This window comes from Bacillus luti, from assembly GCF_001884105.1.
GTDB lineage: Bacteria > Bacillota > Bacilli > Bacillales > Bacillaceae_G > Bacillus_A > Bacillus_A luti.
In genome coordinates this window covers 14,373-34,672 of sequence record NZ_MACI01000093.1, presented here as the reverse complement: position 1 = coordinate 34,672, position 20,300 = coordinate 14,373, and the positions used below count along the sequence as shown (strand labels likewise).

Here is a 20,300-nt window from a genome sequence, read left to right as displayed (position 1 = left end):
ACCTAATTGAAGCGATTTAGCTATTTTATGGTAGGTTGTCTTACTCTTACACTATTAGTAGGATGTAGTGCAGCAGAAAAGCCAGTAGAACAAGTAAAACAAGTTAAAAATACACTTACAGCAAAACTAGCTACCGAGGAAAAAATGGTAGAAATAGATGGTCAAACCATTTACTTCAAAAAGATCGGTAATGAAAAACCACCTTTACTTATGATCCATGGATTTGGAGGATCGTCAAATGGTTTTCAAAAAATTTACTCAGACTTAGCAAAAGATCATACAATTATTTCTGTAGATGCTTTAGGATTCGGACGCTCATCTAAGCCGATGGATTTTTATTATTCTTTCCCCACTCATGCGAATTTGTATTATAAATTAATGAAAAAACTAGGTTATGATTCATTCGCAATACTGGGGCATTCAATGGGCGGAGAAATTTCTCTTAATTTAACATATTTATACCCTGAAGCAGTTACCCACCTTATCTTAACTGATGCTACAGGCGGGCCTCATACATTCGTTAATAAACAAGGGTCTCCTAAGCCACAATTATCAACTGATTTAAATACTGTTTCTGATGTTGCAGATTATGATGAGAGCAAAGTGAAATTTAAACGTAATGATGAAGAGCATTACAATAAAATGAAATTATGGCCTAGACGTCTTCAAATCAATGCAAATGAAATGAAACAACCAACCTTAATTATATGGGGAAGGAATGATAGTAGCGTTTCTTGGAAAGAAGGAGAAACATATCATCAATTCTTAAAAAATAGTACTTTCCATATTATCGAAAAAGGTTACCATGCTCCATTTCGTCAGGAACCACAGGAGTTTGTAGGGTATGTGAAAGATTTCTTCGACAAAAATCCTATAATAACTGAAAAATAAAACGGGCATCTCATTTTGAGATACCCGTTTTCATATATTAAGCAGCTTGCTTTTGGCGTTTTTGAGTTTTTGATCCTAAAACTTTTGGGATAACAAAGCCGTCAAGTCCAAGTTTTCCAGCATTCATACCAGAAACAAGAACGAACATAGATAAGATAACCATTTCAGGGTTCACACCAATTGACCCACTAAACATATAGGAAAAGTTCATTACAAGACCAAAAAAGACCGCTGTTTTTGTTAAACAGCCCACAATTAAACCGATTCCGACTAAAATTTCTCCCCACGTTACAAGTGTATTAAATAGATCGACATTTGGAATTGCGAAATCTTGTAAAAATGATGCCCACCAGGATTGAACAGCCGGTTGTGCTCCTTTAGATTTTTCAATTGCACCTTGTAAATAACCCGTTGCATCGAATCCTTTTCCTTGTAGTTTACCAATTCCAGCCATTAACCATGTGTAACCAAGATACACTCTGATTACTGCTAGCACAAAAGAAACTGCTTTGTTTTCTCTTAAAAATTGAATAACCATATCTTCCTCCTAGAGTTGTAATTAAGTTAGTTACAGTTAATATAATAACATTAGTTACTTATTTTACAAATGTTAATTATGAATAATTCGTGACATACGTATGAAATATTACAAACTAACGTTTATATAGTAACTTTTATTACCTGTAAAAACTTGAACATATCATACCATAATTGATAATCATTTTCATTGAAAAAAATGTAAAAAAAGTGTGAGTTAAATGTGAAACACATTTATTCGAATATAGAACAAATGTGTTTCATACTACTTATAGAATCGAAATGTACGTGTCTCCTTATCAATTAAACTCGCTTCTTGAAATACTTCTTCTAACGTTTTTTTATGGTTAATAACCCCGTAAAATAAGCGTATTGTAAACATAAGTGCTGCATTCGCATCTACATAATCTATCGATCCAATATACGATTTCGCTCCACTACGTAAAAAAGATTCTGCTAGTTTTTGCTCCCCTAACGTACACCCACTATTTACAATATGTGTATTATGCAATTTTGCATATTTATAAATTTCGGCTGCACCAAAGTATCCCCTCGTTTCATCTTGTTCATATATATCTTCACCCAACTCTTCCATGACAAACTTTCCTTCCTCACCATGAAAGCAAAAGACAACATAATTAATATCATTATATAAACCCTTTCCAGAAAGAATATCGATAAATTCTTTCGGTCTACCAATCCAATATGTTACAACTCTTGCCCCGAAATATTCAAGGGATGCTCGGATTGATTGCGCCTCTAAATCAGAATTAAATCCAACTACTAGTGCAACATTCAACATACACCCTCCATCCTATAATTAGATCTCCTCAATCAGACTTTTAAGAGGTACATCCATTTCATATATACCCGTTTCTTTCAAAAAATCAGATCTAGTTAAAACGACTTTCTGTAAATATTGCCTATACGCTGTAATTGTCCCGTCGTGAGATACAATGCAAATCCTTTCAGCTCGTAGCTCATAACACCAAATAAGAAATTCCTCTACTATTTGCTGAAAACGATTCTCTGAAATAATATTTATACCTTCCATCCACAACTGCTTATTTGCGCTTTTCTCTATCGAAAAATGCGGAAATAACTTTGTTATCATTTCCTGATTTACTATACGATCACATGGTAATGTTCTCGCCCCTTCTCGATAAGGAAAAATACGCGGGGATACATATGGATGGACGATTTTTGGACAAGCTACTTTCTCACTCCATATTGTCGCCGTTTGTAAAGTTCTAATGGTAGGACTGGCAACTAATATATCCGTTTCTTGCAATGGCACATTGCATTGAAGTAATTTAGCCTGATTCCTTCCCTCCTCCGTTAATGTGGGATTCAACACTTGTAAACTTGACGGCAAGTCCTTTGTGTGTTCTCCTTCACCGTGCCGAACAAAGACGAGTTTCATACCCATCCTCCTCTCTCTATGAAATCCTTCAACATAATTCCTTCCCTATTTCATCCATTATTCCTGCTATATAAAAAACCAGTGTGTAAAAAATATTTGACATAATAAATTGGAAAATATTACAATTTTTATATGTAAAATACTTTTTACAAGAGAGAGGGGAATCACAAATATGAAATGGCTAACCATCTTAATTGGAACGATTATATGGGGATATATAAACGGATTTTTCAGTAGTGATAAAGCTGCTAATCCTTGGATTACAGATGATGAACGGGAAACAAAAATTAAGCAGAAAGCAATTATTGCAAGCTGGTCTGGTGTCTTTATGTTTTGTATCATTAACCTCTTAAACAAATGGTTAGGTGTAGGAACAAACAATACATCACCTTACTTACCATCTTCTGTCACAACTATTTTAAAAGAAAATGTAGAGTTACAAATTTTATTTATGCTATTTATTACGTATGGCATATTTTATATATATTATCGAAGAAAATTAAGTGCTTAACTTTTATCTCATGATTATCCTCCTAAATGGTTATAGTAATTAGGACAAAATGAAAGGAGCGATATAAAAATGAGTAACTCGAATGATTTTTTAGATACACTGCATGAAAAACAAGCAAAAGATGAACAAAACAGAAAGCGTCAGGGAAACGGGAACCCAGCGAAAAAAAAGCCAAATAAAACACATAAATAACAATAAAAAAACGTGCCTAAAATTATCTTTTAGGCACGTTTTTTTATTCTTCTTTCACCGAGATAACATTTTCCCAATTCCATTTCTCATAATACCACTCTGGTACATCTATATTTTCAATCCACTTCTTTTCCTGTTTTCCATCACTATTGACAATCCATACATTGGCTTTCTCACGGTCTGAACGTATCCATATTAATTGATTGCTCTTCTTCATAAAAATCGGATGATAATCACCTAGCTTATGAGGTGGCTTTGTGATTCGTTGTTGTATATCGCTTGTACTATCGACCTCATATAAAGATGGTAGCGGCCTTTTTTCTGGCGGAGTTTCTATCCCTGCCTCTTTTGCTCTTGAAACGACAATAACTTGATCATTCTTCCATGTGAAATCCCAATCGACAAATCCTTTCGGTGTAAATATGCTCTGCTGAAGTGCTGGTAATTCTTTTAATTTTAAATGTTTATTCTCTAACGCCACTCTCCCGCTTCCCTCAATATAGGCTAATATATTCTTTGATGGTGCCCATTGGAACCATTGTGTGTTTAATAACATTTGATCTACTTTTTCAAATCGACTGCCATCTGCACGAACTAAGCAAAGCGTATTACTATCAGCTGACCATGAAGCTGTCGGTACCGCTAAAAATGAGATCCACTGTCGATTTGGTGACCACTTAAATCCACTTGCAACTAGCGCTAAAAAATCATCATGTGCATTTGGTAATGCATATAAATGTTTCATTTTATGCGGATTCATATGGGCATCTTTTTGTACTTCATATAACTGAGCTCCCGTCCATCCTGTTGGAAGTAAATATGCTTCAGAGGATACAAGAAACTTTTCCCCATCAGGATACCATGCATAATCACCTACACCAGCTGATACATTTTCAAAATCAGTATTCTTTTTTTGGACGTCAAATGTATTTAGTGTATTCGCAAATACAAATGCAATTACATTCTCTTTCGGTGACCATTGATAATTTGATACTTCAGATTGCAATGGCCTAACTTTCTTTCCATCTTCCAGTCGGTACAATTCCAATGTGTTTTGCTTCTTTCCTTTAGCATAGGCAATCCATTCTCCATCATGTGACCACTTTGGCCCTGTTATGTACTCTCCTTTTGTAAGTTGTTTTTCTTTTCCATCCACTTTAATCCAAAGGTCATGATGACGAATAAAAGCAATTTTCGCTTCATTATTTTCTGCGCTAACAATAGTGATTGAACATAAAAACATGAGTAATACTGCACCACCACTTACTATGAACCTTTTCATAACACCCCTCCATTTCCCTCATAGCATTCCTCACTTCCCATCTACAATATGTAAAAAATCACCATTCGACATAATCAGAAAAAATTTCCCAAGAAATTTTTAATTCAAAGAGGATTGGTATGAATTATGTCGAAAATATAGTTTAGCTAACATCCGATTATGTAATTTGAAATAAATTTGTAAGATAACTTTTCGGAATATTGACACTTTTTATTAGGGGGAGTTTCAATGAAAAAAACTACATCTACACTATTAAGTATGGCGCTCGTTTTTTCAAGTTTTGGAGCTTTAAGCGCCCATGCTGAATCACTGCAAAAGGAGAAGCAATTTAGTCCACAACTTAAAACAACAATTGAGCAGTGGGGCGAAAATAAAATTGCTCAAAGTGTTGAAACAAAAACAGCAAAAGAAATTTCAGTCATTGTAGAATTGCAACATGCACCTCTCGCAGCACAAGGTAATATTCAGCATGCTCCAGATTTACAAAATAGTAACGCGCAGTCTTATCATGCTGAGCTAAAAAAAGCACAAGAAGATACGACTAAGAAAATAAAAGAAAAAGCACCTGGTGCAAAAATTAAAGAAGTTTATAATACATTATTTTCTGGATTCTCTATTTCAGTTCCTGGAGATCAAATTACCGCTCTCGCTTCTTTACCTGAAGTAAAAGCAGTCTATCCGAACTTAACATATAAACTACATGAAACATCAAAAAGTGCTACTAACGAAGAAGCACCAAATATCGGTGGACCGACAATTGGTGCGCCTGAAGCGTGGAATTTAAAAGATCCATCTGGCAAACCACTTGATGGAAAAGGAATGAAAGTGGCTATTATCGATTCTGGCGTAGACTATACGCATCCTGACTTAAAAGCAAATTATATTGGTGGATATGACACAGTCGATGAAGATAACGATCCGATGGATGGTAACGTACATGGTACTCATGTAGCTGGAATTATTGCTGGTAACGGAAAAATTAAAGGCGTTGCTCCAAATGCTTCTATTCTAGCTTACCGCGTAATGAATGATGGTGGGACTGGTACAACAGAAGATATTATTCAAGGTATTGAACGAGCAATCCAAGACGGTGCTGACGTTTTAAATTTATCTCTTGGACAAAGTTTAAATACACCTGATCAGCCTGTAACATTAACGCTTGAGCGTGCGGCAAAGCTTGGAGTTACTGCAGTTGTTTCAAATGGAAATGATGGACCACACCCTTGGTCTGTTGATGCACCTGGTAATGCAAGTAGTGTTATATCAGTTGGAGCATCTACTGTTTCTATCCCATTCCCAACATTCCAAGTAGCCGGTTCTAGCAAAACATATCAAGGGTTACCATTATCAAAATCTGATTTCCCAATAGGAAATGATTCGCCTCTTGTATATGTTGGATATGGTTCGCCAAGTGATTATGCAAAACAAGATGTAAAAGGAAAATTCGCCCTTGTCCTACAAGGAACTTCTAGTACGCTAGTAAAAGCAGAACAAGCGAAGCAAGCTGGTGCACTTGGTGTACTATTAATTTCTAATGAAAAAGAAATCAATATTATGCCTGAATACTTTGCACGAGAAAATCTAGCTCTTCCAGTTATGCAATTATCAAATGCAAATGGCGAAGAGTTGAAAAACTTAATTACAAAGCGTAAGAAAAATATAAAAATTGGACAACCAGTTCCAACTGAATTAATTGGTAACTTTAGTTCCAGAGGACCTTCACAAGGAAGTTGGCTTATAAAACCAGATATCGTTGCACCTGGCGTACAAATTACAAGTACCGTACCGAGAGGCGGCTATGAATCTCATAATGGGACAAGTATGGCTGCGCCTCAAGTAGCTGGAGCGGTTGCCCTCTTACGTCAAATGCATCCTGATTGGACGACAGAGCAATTAAAAGCATCCCTTGCCAATACCGCAAAAACTTTAAAAGATGTGAATGAAAATACATATCCTGTTATGACGCAAGGATCTGGTCTAATTAACATCCCGAAAGCAGCTCAAACAGATGTATTAGTCAAACCTAACAATGTCAGCTTCGGTCTTATTAAGCCAAATAGTGGCAAAGTAAAACTGACGCAAAATATTACATTACAAAATCTATCTAGTAAAAAGAAAAGTTTTTCAACTCGTGTGGAATTGCTAGATGCAAATACAAAAACAAAAGTAAAAACTTCTGTACCTTCATCGATTAGCATACAGCCGAATAGTAGTACCGAAAAACCATTTACTATCACTGTCGATAGCTCATTGCCCCAAGGTGTATATACTGGGAATGTGTATGTAAAAGAACAAGGTAAGAAGGAAGAAACTCGCATTCCATTTACATTTAGTATCGATCCTAAAGATTACAAACGTATAGATGGACTCGAAATTATTAATTCTACGTTTAGTCCAAATGGTGACCAAATATTAGACGATAATCTCATCAACTACTATTTAGTTGCACCTGTGGATGATGTAACATTGCATGCAAATTTAGTTACAAAAGAACGTGTAACATACCAAGGGATTATCCATCAAGCTAAAAATGAAACAGCTGGATACAAACCTTTCAAATGGAATGGTACAAAAGCAGATGGTACTCCGTTAGCTGACGGTCTATACCAAATTGAAGCAGTTGCTTCTAATTCTGGTGGGGAAACAAAACAAACAGCTGCTGTATTTCTTGATAGAACTGCACCTAAGTTAACATACGAAGTTGACCAAGAAAACCTTGTAATCACAGGGAAAGTGGAGGATATCCTACTAGATTGGATGACAGAATCTGGTTGGGTAGCACCTGGTATTCCAGTGAGAATGCAATATGAAATTAACGGAAATGGTGTATGGGAAAGTGCATTCTTAAATCCTTGGGAAAAAAATTACAGCATTTATTTCGATCGTAGTCAATTACAAGAAGGAAAGAATACCATTCATATTGTAGCAACTGATGCAGCTGGAAATACATCTAAGTTAAATGTTGATTTAGAAGTGAAATAAGGTATTACCCCGATTCTTCCGCCCCTACCGGATGTTCCGATAGGGGCTTTTTCTATTTCTCACGTAAACAAATATTATATAATTCAGAATTTTATGATAAAATTATAAGCGCTTACAATTTTAAAAGGGGTTAGTACGAGCTATACAAATCAGATATTCAATTTTATAGAAAAAAAGGAGGATGTCTAAATGACAAAGAAAACAAAAATTCCATCACATTTAAAACCATTCGTATCCACGCAACATTACGATCAATACACACCGGTGAATCACGCTGTTTGGCGTTACATTATGAGACAAAATCATAGTTTCTTAAAAGACGTTGCTCACCCATCCTATGTGAATGGACTGCAATCATCTGGTATTAATATAGATGCGATTCCAAAGGTAGAAGAAATGAATGAATGTTTAGCACCAAGTGGTTGGGGCGCTGTAACGATTGACGGACTCATTCCCGGCGTCGCATTCTTTGATTTTCAAGGTCACGGATTATTACCAATTGCAACAGATATTCGCAAAATAGAAAATATCGAGTATACACCGGCTCCTGATATCGTTCATGAAGCTGCAGGACACGCACCAATTCTACTTGACCCTACATATGCACAATATGTAAAACGCTTTGGACAAATTGGTGCAAAAGCTTTCTCTACAAAAGAAGAGCATGACGCATTTGAAGCCGTTCGTACATTAACGATTGTAAAAGAAAGCCCTACTTCTACTCCTGAAGAAGTTGAAGCTGCTGAAAATATGGTAATCGAAAAACAAAAATTAGTTTCTGGCTTATCAGAAGCGGAGCAAATTTCACGCCTTTTCTGGTGGACAGTAGAATATGGATTAATTGGAAATATAGACGATCCAAAAATATATGGGGCTGGCCTCCTTTCTTCTGTTGGCGAAAGTAAACATTGCTTAACGGACGCTGTAGAAAAAGTTCCTTTTTCCATTGAAGCTTGTACAGGAACAACTTATGACGTAACAAAAATGCAACCACAACTATTTGTATGTGAATCGTTTGAAGAACTAACAGAAGCACTTGAGAAATTCTCTGAAACAATGGCCTTTAAAACAGGTGGTACAGTAGGACTAGAAAAAGCAATTCGCTCTGAAAACCATGCAACAGCTGAACTAAGTAGTGGATTACAAATTACAGGTACATTTACAGAGACGATTAAAAATGATATTGGTGAAATCATTTACATGAGAACAAGCTCTCCAACCGCATTAGCAATTCATAATAAACAGGTAGCAAATCATTCTACCTCCGTGCATAGCGATGGATTCGGAACACCAGTCGGATTATTAGCTGGAGATATTGCATTAGAGAATTGCACAGCAGAACAATTACAACTACTAGGCATTACAATTGGAAATAGTGCAGAGCTTACTTTCGCAAGTGGTATTCATGTAACAGGAACAATAACAGATATTGTAAAGAATGATAATAAGATTGCTCTTATCTCATTTACAGATTGTACAGTTACTCATCAAGATCGTTTGTTATTTGAAGCTTCATGGGGAGCATTTGATATGGCGGTTGGTTCAACAATCACTTCTGTATTCCCAGGTGCAGCAGATGCAGCATCGTTTTTCCCAATGGATGAAGAAATAGAAGAAACTCCAGTACCTCTTACATTAACTGAACTAGATCGTCTGTATCAAACAGTTCGCGATATTCGTAATGAAGGGATTTTACACGATACCCATGTCGATCAATTAATAGCAATTCAAGAGGTATTAAATACATTTTATCCGAAAGAATGGTTACTTCGCCTTGAAACATTAGAATTACTTTTAGAGCATAACAAAGGTCACGAAACATCAGCAGCATTATTACAACAACTGTCTACTTTCACAACGGACGAAGCTGTAACACGTCTTATTAACAATGGGCTTGCGTTACTGAAGGTAAAGGATGTGAAAAATGATGCTACGATTAACTGAAGAACAAGTTCAAGAGGAATTATTGAAGCTAGATAAATGGATGATAAAAGATGAGAAATGGATTGAAAGAAAATATATGTTTTCCGATTACTTAAAAGGAGTCGAATTTGTCTCTGAAGCTGCCAAACTATCAGAAGAACATAATCATCACCCCTTTATCCTTATCCAGTATAAAGCAGTTATTATTACTTTGTCGTCTTGGAATGCGAAAGGTTTAACGAAACTAGATTTTGAGCTTGCAAAACAATTTGATGAACTATTTGTTCAAAATGAAAAAGCAATTATAAGAAAGTAAAAAAGAGAAGCCTTTTTTAGGCTTCTCCTTTAATTTTGAAATGGATACAATGTCCAAATGGATCCTGGGCTTGTAATATTCCATCTTTGTACGTAGCAATTTTGCCAATATTTTTTAAGCTTTCACATACTTGCTCTTTTTGTTTTTCATCCGCTAATACAATTGTGAAATATTTCAAGCCAACAGAATTTGGCATTTGCGGTAGTATCCCTTCACCTTGCCACGTATTTAAACCGATATGGTGATGATAACCACCTGCCGATACGAACAGCGCTCCATTACGAGCTGGGATCGTTACTTCAAAGCCAAGACCATCCACATAGAAACGTTTTGCTTCTTCTAAGTCAGCCACATGTAAATGAATATGACCCATCACAGTACCAGCTGGGAACCCATTCCACACACTTCCTTGCTGTAATAATTCTTCACCAGCTAACGGGTTACTAACAAATGGTAGCTCTCCATTCTCATCACGCCAAACTTCTTTTTGACGATCATGATAAATTTCAATCCCATTCCCATCTGGATCAGCTAAATAAAGAGCTTCACTAAAGTAATGATCGGCTCCACCGTGCAGTGGATATACCATCTCTACAAGGTGACGGAGAATGTTCGCTAAATCTTGTCTATTTGGTAATAAAATTGCGTAATGATATAACCCTGTTCTTCCTCTTTGTTTCGGAAAAGCTTCTTTCTTTTCTTCAATGATAAGGAGTGGTTCATCATTTTCATTCCCAAATGTAACGACTGCTTCCTCTTCTTTTAGCACTTTCATGCTTAGTACCTCTGTATAAAACTCTAGTGATTTCTTTATATTTGATACATATAAATGAACAACATCAAGTGTTGTGTCGGGATGAAGTTGAAAACTCATCTTGTTAGCCCCCCATTTAATTTAGTTCTTCTTTGACATTTTCTCTTTTAAGAAATTATCTACAAAACCATCAGCTTTCGCAACAAATAAGTACGCACCCATTGCTAGTAATGCAAGTTCTAATTCGAAGCCAGGATTTTTTCCATCTCCTAATAAACCAGCTGACCATTTTACTTTTACAATCGCTCCAACCATAACAAGTGCAAATAATAATCCAATATATCTTACACCTAAACCTAGAATTAACAATAGACCACCAACTAATTCCGCTGTTGCTACACCGTATGCAAGTCCTCCTGGTAAACCAATGCTTGTGAACCATCCTGCAATATTGTCAATCCCCGATTGGAATTTTGTTAAACCGTGCATAAAGAACGTTACCCCTAACACGATACGAATAATTAAGTTACCAATATGTTGATTCATTTCTTTCTCTCCTTTATAGTTTTCTTATACAAAACTTTTATTTACATTACAAAACATACACTAATTTTTTTTATTCGTCAATTCATTTTCACTGGGAAAAAATATATTTTTTTTGCTATGATACAAATAGTTGTTTACAAAAAGGAGCTTGATTTTATGAATATTGGTTCTGCAATACGTGAAATTCGTCAACGTAGAGGCATAACAATCGCACAAATTTGTGAAGGAACAGGTCTTTCTAAAGGATTTATGAGTCAGGTTGAAAATAATAAAACATCACCATCTATCTCAACTTTAGAAACAATCTCCAATTTTTTAAACGTTCCTCTTCCCTATTTATTGTTAGAACAAAAAGATCGATTGAAAGTTGTCAAAAAGGTCGAGCGTAAATACAGTGTATACGGAAAAGATGAACAAAGAATTGAACATGTTGCAGAGCAAGGTGGCCTTCGCCTAAATCTCGTAGAAATTCCTGCTGGATTTCCGAAAGAAAACTCACCGAATGCTCATGAAGGAGAAGAGTGTCATCTTGTATTACGCGGAAAACTAGAAGTTCAACATGGAGAAGACATTGCAATTGTAGAAGAAGGGGATTCTTTCTCCTGGAATGCATGTGTTCCTCATATTGTTCGTAATATAGGGGCAGAATCTGCATTATTACTTATCTCTAGTCATGCAGAAAACCGAAAACGCGTTTACTAAACAATAAAAAAGAAGCCTGCTTCAAACAGGCTTCTTTTTTATTCTCGTATTATCCCGTAGCTTGTCCCAACTAGCACAGTCTTTTCATGTTGATTGCGATATACTGACTCAATTGAAACTTTTTTATATCCTTCCATTTGTTCAATACTTGTTAAAGTTAATTCACAAGTGATTGTATCTCCTGTAAAAACTGGTCTAATAAACTCACTTACTAATTCTCTTGCTATGTAATGTAACTCTTCGCCTACTTTCGTCCCAATGCTAGCAGTCAATAAACCATGTACCATTAATCGTCCATTCTCATCATATTCCATATGATGCCTACCTTTATCACCTGTAATATTTGCAAACTCGAATACTTCTTCCTCGGTAAATCTTCTTTCATATTTAAATACATCCCCAACTGTTATACTCATTTTTATCCCCCTAATAATAAACAGAATTTTCTTTCATTTTATCATAAAATGAGTCTCAATTCATTTTCTATTATGAAAAAATTAGTATTACTCGACTGTATTTTTTTTACATTCCACTCATTTATCGATGACCGTCTTTTTTTGCAACTTGATATCCATAGTACGCACATGTTCCATTTCTTGATAACTCTCTCACCTCAAAACCACAACTTCTATAAAAATCAAAATTATTCGCAGATGTATGTGCGAACCAATCACCGTGAGGAAGTTTTTGCAAGCAAAGAGCTACAAGCTTCTTACCTAATCCCTTTCCTCTATACTCACACTTTACAACTAAATCTACTATGTTCGCGACCATAATTTGATCAGAAATGACTCTAACCATAGCAATCATCTCTTCTTCATCCCAAATTGTAAAAGCCCATGTTGAATTTTCAAATGCTATCGTGAATTTCTCAATTTGCCAAGAAGGGATATTATGATTGCTCCAACCAGCATCTTCAAACAAAGCTTTAATTGCATATGCTGGTACACCACTCGTCCCCTCACGAATAATCAATCCATTGTGATAAATGTACATTTAATCCCCCCTTTATTTTTATATACCATTCTTCAAAAGATGCAATTTACCTTTTAAAAAATATTTTTTCATCCAACCCGCTTAATGGAATAGACGAGAACATCCATCCCATGAAATGAAGTTGTTTTTTCATAACTAAGCCCTGTTTTTCTAGCAACAAATATTGAAGCAGGATGGTTCGGGTTAATAAGAGAAATTAATCTATTTATTCGCAATGCTTGGAAACCATAATCTCGAAATGCTGCCGCTGCTTCTTTCGCATATCCTTTTCCCCAATACTGCGGAAGTAACCAATACCCAATTTCAATTTCCTCTTTTCCATCTATATTCTGCTTTACTAACCCTGCATGACCAATTCGTATTCCTGTTTCCTTTTCAATCAGTACGAATAAACCGAGACCACTTTTATAACTAGGAATCACCCACTCCTCCAAACTTTTTTTACATTGCATATACGTTTTTAACGCCCCATTTCCAATATAGCGCATTACCTTTTCATTCCCCCATAGTGAAGCATAGAACTGCAAATCATCCATTGTATATTTACGAAATTGTAAGCGATCTGTATGGAACATTTTTAAACTCCTTCCCAACGTTATGTTCTTTATTACACGATCATATTTTGCATGTATACTAAATGTTACTATTTATTATAAATGAATCAGCCACAAAGTGCAGAATATTCATTCTTTAAGAAAAATAAAAAAAGCAGTAGACAAATATTATCTACTGCATCCATATCATAACTAGCATAAAGAAAACTACAATTGAGGGGGGTGTAGGATTTTCAAATACACTAGATACTTATCCCGTTCTAACGGGCGGTAAACTTTCCAATTATATGAAAGTGAAAAGTTTACCGCACATAAGAACTTTTGTGGTCATTAAAAGAGCACTGTTAAGTAGTCAAATACACGCTGTGCTTTTTCTCCACCCATTCGTGCATGCTGAAGAAGGGAAATACCATGTGGACCAGATGCACGTAATGCTTCTGGTTGTGCTACTAAAATAGCTTGTACAACTTCTAATTCTCCCAGCATAGCTGCTGCAAAAATATCCATTCGAGCACCCTTTTCTAGTAAATAAAGAGCAATATCTTTATGACCTACATGTGCCGCTGCTCCTAACGCACTTTCCCAATCTGATCCGCCCCAATTGTAAGCGGCATGCAGTAAGCTTGGCGATTCAACCAACAATTCTTGTACTTTCTCTAAATCTCCGTGAGCTGCCATAACAAATTCCCTTACTAACTCAGTGGTAATACGTTCTTCGGTTCGCATCTTACTCCTCCTTTTTTAGAGATCCGTTTCGGTGTAAAAAATGGCTTGTCGCTTCCTTGAAAAATATCTACATCTATGCCAAATACACGTTGAAACATTTCATGACATAGTACTTCTTCTGGTACACCGTCATACTGAAGTTTCCCTCGCTTTAATACGAGTAAGCGATCGCTATATTGAGCCGCTTGGTTAATATCATGTAAAACCATTATAATTGTCATCCCAAACTCCTCATTTAATCGTTTCACAAGTTCCATTACTTCTAACTGATGAACGATATCTAAAAAGGTTGTTGGCTCATCCAATAATAAGACATTTGTACGTTGTGCTAGTGTCATTGCAATCCAGGCACGTTGTCTTTCTCCTCCCGATAAAGATTGTAAAAGGCGATATTCATACCCTTCAAGATTTGTAACAGACAATGCCCAATCAACAATTTCTTCATCTTCTTTATTTAAGCGGCTACTCCATGATTTATGGGGACCTCTTCCGAATTCAATTAGTTCTTTCACTGTTAAATCTAATTGATGATCATGCATTTGTGGTAACATCGCTAATTGCTTCGCTACATCGGCACTTTTCATCGTATGAATACTTTTTCCATCTAAAATGATATCCCCTTCGCTTTGTTTAAGTAGTCTTGCCATTAAACGAAGCAAAGTAGATTTCCCCGAGCCATTCGGTCCAATTAAACTAACGATTTCACCAACTTTAATATGTACATTCATATTTTGCATTTGAAATCTTTCGGAATGTGCGTAAAATACTTTTTCAACGGAAATCACGTTGTTTGCCTCCTCTATGAATTAAATATAAGAAGAACGGACCGCCCAAGAAAGATAATAAAATACCAACAGGCAATTCGATTGGATCGAACCAACTTCGAGCTATCGCATCTGCGAAAACAAGTAATATCCCACCACCAAGACATGACAATGGTAGCAAATATCTATAATCATTTCCGACTAATAAACGTAGCATATGCGGTACAACAAGGCCGACAAATCCAATAAGTCCAGAAACACTAACCGCAATTCCAGCTAATAATGTACTTACTACTATTAAATAAAACCGACTTCTTTCCACGTTATAACCTAATAATTTCGCCATTTCATCTCCAAGCATTAATACCCGAATATGTTTAATACCAAAGAAGGCCAATATAATAGCGAATATTGCATAATAAATAATCATGTTTAAATGTGCCCAGCTCACGCCACCAATGCCACCCGCTAACCACGGTAACACGGATTGTACTTTGTCACTATGTATTAACATTAACGCTGACGTTGCTGCACCAATTAATGCATTAATTGACACACCTACTAAGACAATTCTTGAAGGCGGTGCCCCTTTTTGCCATGATAAAGCATAAATAATCATCGCTGTGATGAAAGCTCCTAAAAATGCTCCTAGCGGTAAAAAGGCCATATGCTGTGGAAATAGAATCATAATTACAATTGCTACAAGACCAGCTCCAGATGAAACCCCTATAATACCAGGGTCTGCAAGAGGGTTTCTCATTATCCCTTGCAATAATGCACCGGATGCCGCTAAACATGTTCCTACTATAAATCCAACGAGCACTCTCGGTATACGAAGGTCCCATACAATTCGATGAACTGTCGAACTTTCATCTTGCATCCCTACCAGAATATCTCGTAAAGAGAAGGATAAACTTCCTGCGAAAAGGCCGTAAAAAAGACCTAAAATCGTTAATACAAATAAAGTAACTGCTATGATCCATCTTTTTTTCGCAAAAGGATGTTCCTTTTCCCTTACTACTTCACTGCTTTCCATACTTATCATTTCCTTACATCTTGTATACTTTTATACATAAATTCCATCGCTTCTGTAACTTTTGTTCCAGGATTAGATCCAAATAAATCAGGTGGCAAAATAACTACACGATTTTGTTTTACTGCGTCTAAATTTTTCCACGCCTCATTTTTCATCATTTCGCCTTCGAATGCCTTTTTCACACTATTTGGATCCCCATGTGTAATTAAATAAATTACATCAGGATTCGCCTCAATAATGCGTTCTACACTTAGCTGCGCATATTGCGGATATTCCTTCATTTCTGGAAAATCAGCAGCAATATTTTTCCCGCCTGTTTTTTCTAAAATATCACCTGATAAAGATGTTGGTAATGCTGCTAAATAAGTACCTGGTGCTCCATACACTAGCAATGCTTTCACATCGCTCCTTTTCTCATATTTCTTCATTTGATCATTAATTTTTTGGTTAAGTTCTTTTGATTTATCTTCTTTCTTCATTATCGTTCCGTATAGTTCAATATTCTTTTGAATATCTTGTACAGAATTCGCAGAAGAAATCATTACTTTCGTTCCTTGTCCTTCAACCGTTGGAACATTCTTTTGGAACCCATTGTTAGCAATAAGTACGTCAGGCTTTAAACTAGCAATTTGCTCAAAATTCGGCTGATGTGCATTCCCGATTACTTGTACTTTCTTTATATCCTCTGGAAGAGTTATTTTTGCATCCGGACGACCTACTATTTTTCCGCCTAAAGCATGAATAATATCCATATCTCCCATACTTAATGTTGCAAAACTCTCTGGTACTTTATCGAATGTTACCTTTCTTCCTGACAGGTCGGTAACTTCGATTTTCTCTTTTCCTTTTTCTGTTTTTGTTGCAGATGCTTTTTCGTCTCCTTTTGCACTGCAACCTATTAATAAGAAAAAAATAGATAAAATCGCTGTGAATAGCGTAATAGATTTTTTCATTCTTTCACCTCTAATTGATAATGATAATCATTAACTACTATTCTACTTTAATTGATAAGGATTATCATTGTCAATATAAAACGCATACAGTTTCTAGAAAAAACAAAAAGCGTTACAAAAAAGATTCCTTCTTTTTGTAACGCTCTATTTATTAATATTATTCACATTCGTTTCCCTCTAACTCGTCTCGCATCACTTTCACACGCTGAAAGAAAAAGAATGATGAACTTAAAAATATAACGATGCTCCCCATCATAACGAAAGATTGTATGGTTTCTTTTGCTCCATTTGGAATCAATAAGCCAACCATTAACAATGTACTTACAGCGAGAAGGATTTGTCCAAACCTTGTGTAATCTTCTATTTTGTCTTGTAATTCTTTCATTATATTCTCACTCCTCCATTTCACTGTATCATATTCTATTAAACTTAAAGACAAGTAAATACAGCCAGTGAGGGAGATGTTTTCCAAAAGAAAAAGAGTCGCTTCATTGCGACTCTTTCATATCTATTACACACCTTTATATGCTTCCATATAAATTTCTCTTAGTTCTGAAATGAGCGGTAATTTTGGGTTCGCAGTTGTACATTGATCTTCAAAAGCTCTTTCTGCTAATACTCCAACAGCACCTTCAAATTGCGCTTTATCAACTCCTTGTCCTGCAATACTCATATTAATATTCAAGCTTTTTCCAAGTACAATAATTGCTTGAACGAGTGATTCCACACCTTCTGCCGCTGAGCTTGCTGGAAGCCCCAGCATTCTCGCAATGTGAGCATATCGTTCATCCGCTACAAAGTGCTCATATTTTGGGAACAATGCGTGTTTTCTTGGCTTAATAGCGTTATACCGGACTACGTGCGGCATAAGAATGGCATTTGCACGTCCGTGTGGAATATGGAATTCCGGTCCAATTTTATGTGCTAAACTGTGATTAATACCAAGGAAAGCATTTGCAAATGCCATCCCTGCGATTGCGGAAGCATTATGCATTTTTTCTCGTGCTTCTTCATCATTTCCATCTTTATATGCTCTCGGTAAATATTTAAATACGAGATCAATTGCCTTTAATGCTAATCCATCTGTATAGTCATTTGCCAGAACAGACACATACGCCTCGATTGCATGCGTTAATACGTCCATCCCAGTGTCTGCTGTTACATGAGGTGGTACTGTCATTACAAATTGCGGGTCAACAATTGCTACATCTGGTGTTAACTCATAATCCGCGAGTGGATACTTTATATTATTTTTCTTATCTGTAATAACCGCAAACGGTGTCACTTCTGATCCTGTTCCAGATGTTGTTGGAATGGCAACAAACTGCGCCTTACTTCCTAATCCCGGATATTTACATGTACGTTTTCTTATATCTAAAAACTTCTGTTTAATGCCATAAAATGTTGTTTCAGGATGCTCATAGAATAGCCACATACCTTTTGCTGCATCCATAGCTGAACCACCACCAAGCGCGATAATTACATCTGGCTGAAAACTTCTCATCATTTCCGCACCTTTAAACACTGTTTCATCTGATGGATCTGGCTCGACCTCAAAGAAAACTTCAACTTTCACATCGTTTGCATGTTTACGTAAATAGTGCGCGACTGTATCTACATATCCGTGCTCAACCATTCCTGGATCCGTTACAATAAATGCACGTGAAATGTTAGGCATATTTGCTAAATATGCTGTCGCATGTTTTTCAAAATAAATTTTTGGTGGTAATTTGAACCACTGCATATTCTTTTTTCTATTTGCCAACCTTTTTATATTTAATAAATGCGTCGCTGTTACGTTTTGAGAAACTGAGTTTTTACCGTAGGAACCACAGCCAAGCGTAAGTGATGGAATAAATCCATTATATATATCCCCTATTCCACCTTGTGATGAAGGTGCATTTACAATAAGACGGCAAGCTTTCATACGTAATCCAAATTGTTTTTGCACTTCTTTGTTTGCCGAATGAATGACTGCTGAATGGCCTAATCCACCAAGATTCAACATTTCTTCGCAATATGTAAATCCTTCTTCTAATGAGTTTGCTTTTACACAAGCTAATACTGGGCTCAGCTTCTCACGAGATAGTGGATACGCAGCTCCGATGCCTCGTATTTCAGCTACAAGTATTTTTGTATCTGCAGGTACAGTAATTCCTACTAATTCAGCAATATACTGTGCCGATTTCCCAACAATATCACTATTTACTGCACATGTATTTTCATTAATAACAAGTTTTTCTAATTTTTCTCTCTCTTCTTCTGTTACAAAGTAACAATTGTTCTCCATCATTTCTGCTTTCACACTATCATAGATTTCTTTATCGACAATGATCGCTTGTTCCGATGCACAAATCATACCGTTATCAAATGTTTTCGATAAAATTAAATCATTAACAGCTCGTTTTATATGTGCTGATTTCTCTATATAACATGGTACATTACCAGGACCTACACCTAGCGCTGGTTTTCCAGTAGAATATGCTGATTTCACCATACCAGCCCCTCCAGTTGCCAAAACAAGCGCAACACCTTCATGATTCATTAATTGTTTTGTTGCTTCGACAGAAGGTTTCTCAATCCACTGAATACAATGTTTTGGTGCCCCTGCCTTCACCGCTGCATTATATACTGTTTTCGCCGCTGCAATAGAACAGTTTTGTGCTGAAGGATGAAACGCGAAAATAATCGGATTTCTCGTTTTTATCGCGATTAATGCTTTAAACATTGTTGTCGATGTTGGATTCGTTACTGGCGTTACCCCAGCTACTACACCGACGGGCTCCGCAATTTCTATTATTTCTTCATGAGGATCTTCGTGAATAATCCCTACTGTTTTATCTTTCTTTATGCTATGCCAAATATATTCAGTAGCAAAAATATTTTTAATGCATTTATCTTCGTATACACCACGACCTGTTTCTTCAACAGCCAACTTCGCAAGTGGCATATGTTGATCAACACCTGCTAATGCCATTTCATGAACAATGTTGTCAATTTGCTCTTGTGTAAAACTTTCTAATGCTTGTAAAGCCTTCCGACCGTTATTCACTAACGTATCAATCATCTCTTTTACTTCCTGCATTTCATTTACAACTTTCTCTTTGACTACCATGTAAATTCCTCCTATTCTGCTATCCTGGACTAAACAAGACCCTATAGGTCATAATTAGTCCCGATTAGCGCAAAAAAAATAGAGTTGCTTTCCTACA

Annotated in this window: 22 protein-coding genes; 7 read left to right on the top strand and 15 right to left on the bottom strand. The window is 36.2% G+C overall.

Features of this window, described 5'->3' with window-relative positions:
• Window positions 1–6: 6 nt before the first annotated feature.
• Window positions 7–891, top strand: coding sequence for an alpha/beta fold hydrolase (locus BAQ48_RS22840; protein ID WP_071712951.1), 885 nt, complete (start codon window positions 7–9; stop codon window positions 889–891).
• 37 nt (window positions 892–928) lie between these two features.
• On the opposite strand, the gene BAQ48_RS22835 is transcribed toward BAQ48_RS22840, so the two are convergent.
• The 3 genes from BAQ48_RS22835 to BAQ48_RS22825 all read right to left on the bottom strand — a co-directional run bounded on the left by BAQ48_RS22835 (window position 929) and on the right by BAQ48_RS22825 (window position 2,857).
• Window positions 929–1,429, bottom strand: coding sequence for a DoxX family protein (locus BAQ48_RS22835; RefSeq protein WP_048550927.1), 501 nt, complete (start codon window positions 1,427–1,429; stop codon window positions 929–931).
• Window positions 1,430–1,693: 264 nt separating this feature from the next.
• Entirely contained in the window at window positions 1,694–2,230 is a 537-nt protein-coding gene (locus BAQ48_RS22830) for a delta-aminolevulinic acid dehydratase (RefSeq protein ID WP_071712950.1), read from the bottom strand.
• Window positions 2,231–2,248: 18 nt separating this feature from the next.
• Window positions 2,249–2,857: a histidine phosphatase family protein gene (locus tag BAQ48_RS22825; protein ID WP_116758551.1), complete on the bottom strand. Its 609-nt coding sequence runs from the start codon at window positions 2,855–2,857 to the stop codon at window positions 2,249–2,251.
• 166 nt (window positions 2,858–3,023) lie between these two features.
• Between BAQ48_RS22825 and BAQ48_RS22820 the strand changes: the two genes are divergently transcribed.
• Both BAQ48_RS22820 and BAQ48_RS22815 read left to right on the top strand, forming a co-directional pair.
• Complete coding sequence (locus BAQ48_RS22820) at window positions 3,024–3,362, top strand: phosphoglycerate mutase (protein WP_071712948.1); 339 nt, start codon at window positions 3,024–3,026, stop codon at window positions 3,360–3,362.
• 69 nt (window positions 3,363–3,431) lie between these two features.
• On the top strand, window positions 3,432–3,554 hold the full coding sequence (locus tag BAQ48_RS22815) for a DUF4023 domain-containing protein (RefSeq protein WP_000071861.1): 123 nt from the start codon (window positions 3,432–3,434) through the stop codon (window positions 3,552–3,554).
• A 43-nt stretch (window positions 3,555–3,597) separates the two neighbouring features.
• On the opposite strand, the gene BAQ48_RS22810 is transcribed toward BAQ48_RS22815, so the two are convergent.
• Complete coding sequence (locus BAQ48_RS22810; protein ID WP_071712947.1) at window positions 3,598–4,836, bottom strand: TolB family protein; 1,239 nt, start codon at window positions 4,834–4,836, stop codon at window positions 3,598–3,600.
• 228 nt (window positions 4,837–5,064) lie between these two features.
• On the opposite strand from BAQ48_RS22810, the gene BAQ48_RS22805 reads away from it, so the two are divergent.
• From BAQ48_RS22805 to BAQ48_RS22795, 3 genes are all read left to right on the top strand, one after another.
• Window positions 5,065–7,818 carry a S8 family serine peptidase gene (locus tag BAQ48_RS22805; protein ID WP_071712946.1) on the top strand — a complete coding sequence of 918 codons (2,754 nt, stop codon included), beginning with the start codon at window positions 5,065–5,067 and terminating at the stop codon, window positions 7,816–7,818.
• 189 nt (window positions 7,819–8,007) lie between these two features.
• Window positions 8,008–9,762 carry an aromatic amino acid hydroxylase gene (locus tag BAQ48_RS22800; RefSeq protein ID WP_071712945.1) on the top strand — a complete coding sequence of 585 codons (1,755 nt, stop codon included), beginning with the start codon at window positions 8,008–8,010 and terminating at the stop codon, window positions 9,760–9,762.
• The gene (locus tag BAQ48_RS22795; RefSeq protein WP_071712944.1) at window positions 9,743–10,057 is read left to right on the top strand and encodes a 4a-hydroxytetrahydrobiopterin dehydratase; all 315 of its coding nucleotides are present in this window, start codon (window positions 9,743–9,745) and stop codon (window positions 10,055–10,057) included. The genes BAQ48_RS22800 and BAQ48_RS22795 overlap by 20 nt, the downstream gene beginning before the upstream one ends.
• 16 nt (window positions 10,058–10,073) lie before the next feature.
• Here BAQ48_RS22795 and BAQ48_RS22790 read toward each other — a convergent pair whose 3' ends face one another.
• Together BAQ48_RS22790 and BAQ48_RS22785 are read right to left on the bottom strand one after the other, a co-directional pair.
• Complete coding sequence (locus tag BAQ48_RS22790; RefSeq protein ID WP_071712943.1) at window positions 10,074–10,931, bottom strand: VOC family protein; 858 nt, start codon at window positions 10,929–10,931, stop codon at window positions 10,074–10,076.
• A 21-nt stretch (window positions 10,932–10,952) separates the two neighbouring features.
• On the bottom strand, window positions 10,953–11,357 hold the full coding sequence (locus BAQ48_RS22785; protein ID WP_001071549.1) for a DoxX family protein: 405 nt from the start codon (window positions 11,355–11,357) through the stop codon (window positions 10,953–10,955).
• A 156-nt stretch (window positions 11,358–11,513) separates the two neighbouring features.
• Here BAQ48_RS22785 and BAQ48_RS22780 point away from each other — a divergent pair, with 156 nt between their 5' ends.
• The gene (locus BAQ48_RS22780; protein WP_071712942.1) at window positions 11,514–12,059 is read left to right on the top strand and encodes a helix-turn-helix domain-containing protein; all 546 of its coding nucleotides are present in this window, start codon (window positions 11,514–11,516) and stop codon (window positions 12,057–12,059) included.
• Between the two features lie 38 nt (window positions 12,060–12,097).
• On the opposite strand, the gene BAQ48_RS22775 is transcribed toward BAQ48_RS22780, so the two are convergent.
• The 9 genes from BAQ48_RS22775 to adhE all read right to left on the bottom strand — a co-directional run bounded on the left by BAQ48_RS22775 (window position 12,098) and on the right by adhE (window position 20,203).
• Window positions 12,098–12,475: a hotdog family protein gene (locus tag BAQ48_RS22775; protein WP_000029174.1), complete on the bottom strand. Its 378-nt coding sequence runs from the start codon at window positions 12,473–12,475 to the stop codon at window positions 12,098–12,100.
• A gap of 121 nt (window positions 12,476–12,596) precedes the next feature.
• Window positions 12,597–13,055 (bottom strand): GNAT family N-acetyltransferase, encoded by a 459-nt coding sequence (locus tag BAQ48_RS22770; RefSeq protein ID WP_000276125.1) that lies wholly within the window; start codon window positions 13,053–13,055, stop codon window positions 12,597–12,599.
• A gap of 68 nt (window positions 13,056–13,123) precedes the next feature.
• The gene (locus tag BAQ48_RS22765) at window positions 13,124–13,702 is read right to left on the bottom strand and encodes a GNAT family N-acetyltransferase (RefSeq protein WP_165613810.1); all 579 of its coding nucleotides are present in this window, start codon (window positions 13,700–13,702) and stop codon (window positions 13,124–13,126) included.
• A 237-nt stretch (window positions 13,703–13,939) separates the two neighbouring features.
• On the bottom strand, window positions 13,940–14,335 hold the full coding sequence (locus BAQ48_RS22760; RefSeq protein WP_071712941.1) for an ankyrin repeat domain-containing protein: 396 nt from the start codon (window positions 14,333–14,335) through the stop codon (window positions 13,940–13,942).
• On the bottom strand, window positions 14,302–15,120 hold the full coding sequence (locus BAQ48_RS22755) for an ABC transporter ATP-binding protein (RefSeq protein WP_071712940.1): 819 nt from the start codon (window positions 15,118–15,120) through the stop codon (window positions 14,302–14,304). Before BAQ48_RS22755 ends, BAQ48_RS22760 begins: the two co-directional genes overlap by 34 nt.
• Window positions 15,107–16,135: a FecCD family ABC transporter permease gene (locus BAQ48_RS22750; protein ID WP_071712939.1), complete on the bottom strand. Its 1,029-nt coding sequence runs from the start codon at window positions 16,133–16,135 to the stop codon at window positions 15,107–15,109. The genes BAQ48_RS22755 and BAQ48_RS22750 overlap by 14 nt, the downstream gene beginning before the upstream one ends.
• 5 nt (window positions 16,136–16,140) lie before the next feature.
• On the bottom strand, window positions 16,141–17,088 hold the full coding sequence (locus tag BAQ48_RS22745) for an ABC transporter substrate-binding protein (protein ID WP_071712938.1): 948 nt from the start codon (window positions 17,086–17,088) through the stop codon (window positions 16,141–16,143).
• Between the two features lie 157 nt (window positions 17,089–17,245).
• The gene (locus tag BAQ48_RS22735; protein ID WP_071712936.1) at window positions 17,246–17,473 is read right to left on the bottom strand and encodes a YrhC family protein; all 228 of its coding nucleotides are present in this window, start codon (window positions 17,471–17,473) and stop codon (window positions 17,246–17,248) included.
• A 126-nt stretch (window positions 17,474–17,599) separates the two neighbouring features.
• Complete coding sequence (adhE, locus tag BAQ48_RS22730; RefSeq protein ID WP_071712935.1) at window positions 17,600–20,203, bottom strand: bifunctional acetaldehyde-CoA/alcohol dehydrogenase; 2,604 nt, start codon at window positions 20,201–20,203, stop codon at window positions 17,600–17,602.
• Window positions 20,204–20,300: the final 97 nt, after the last annotated feature.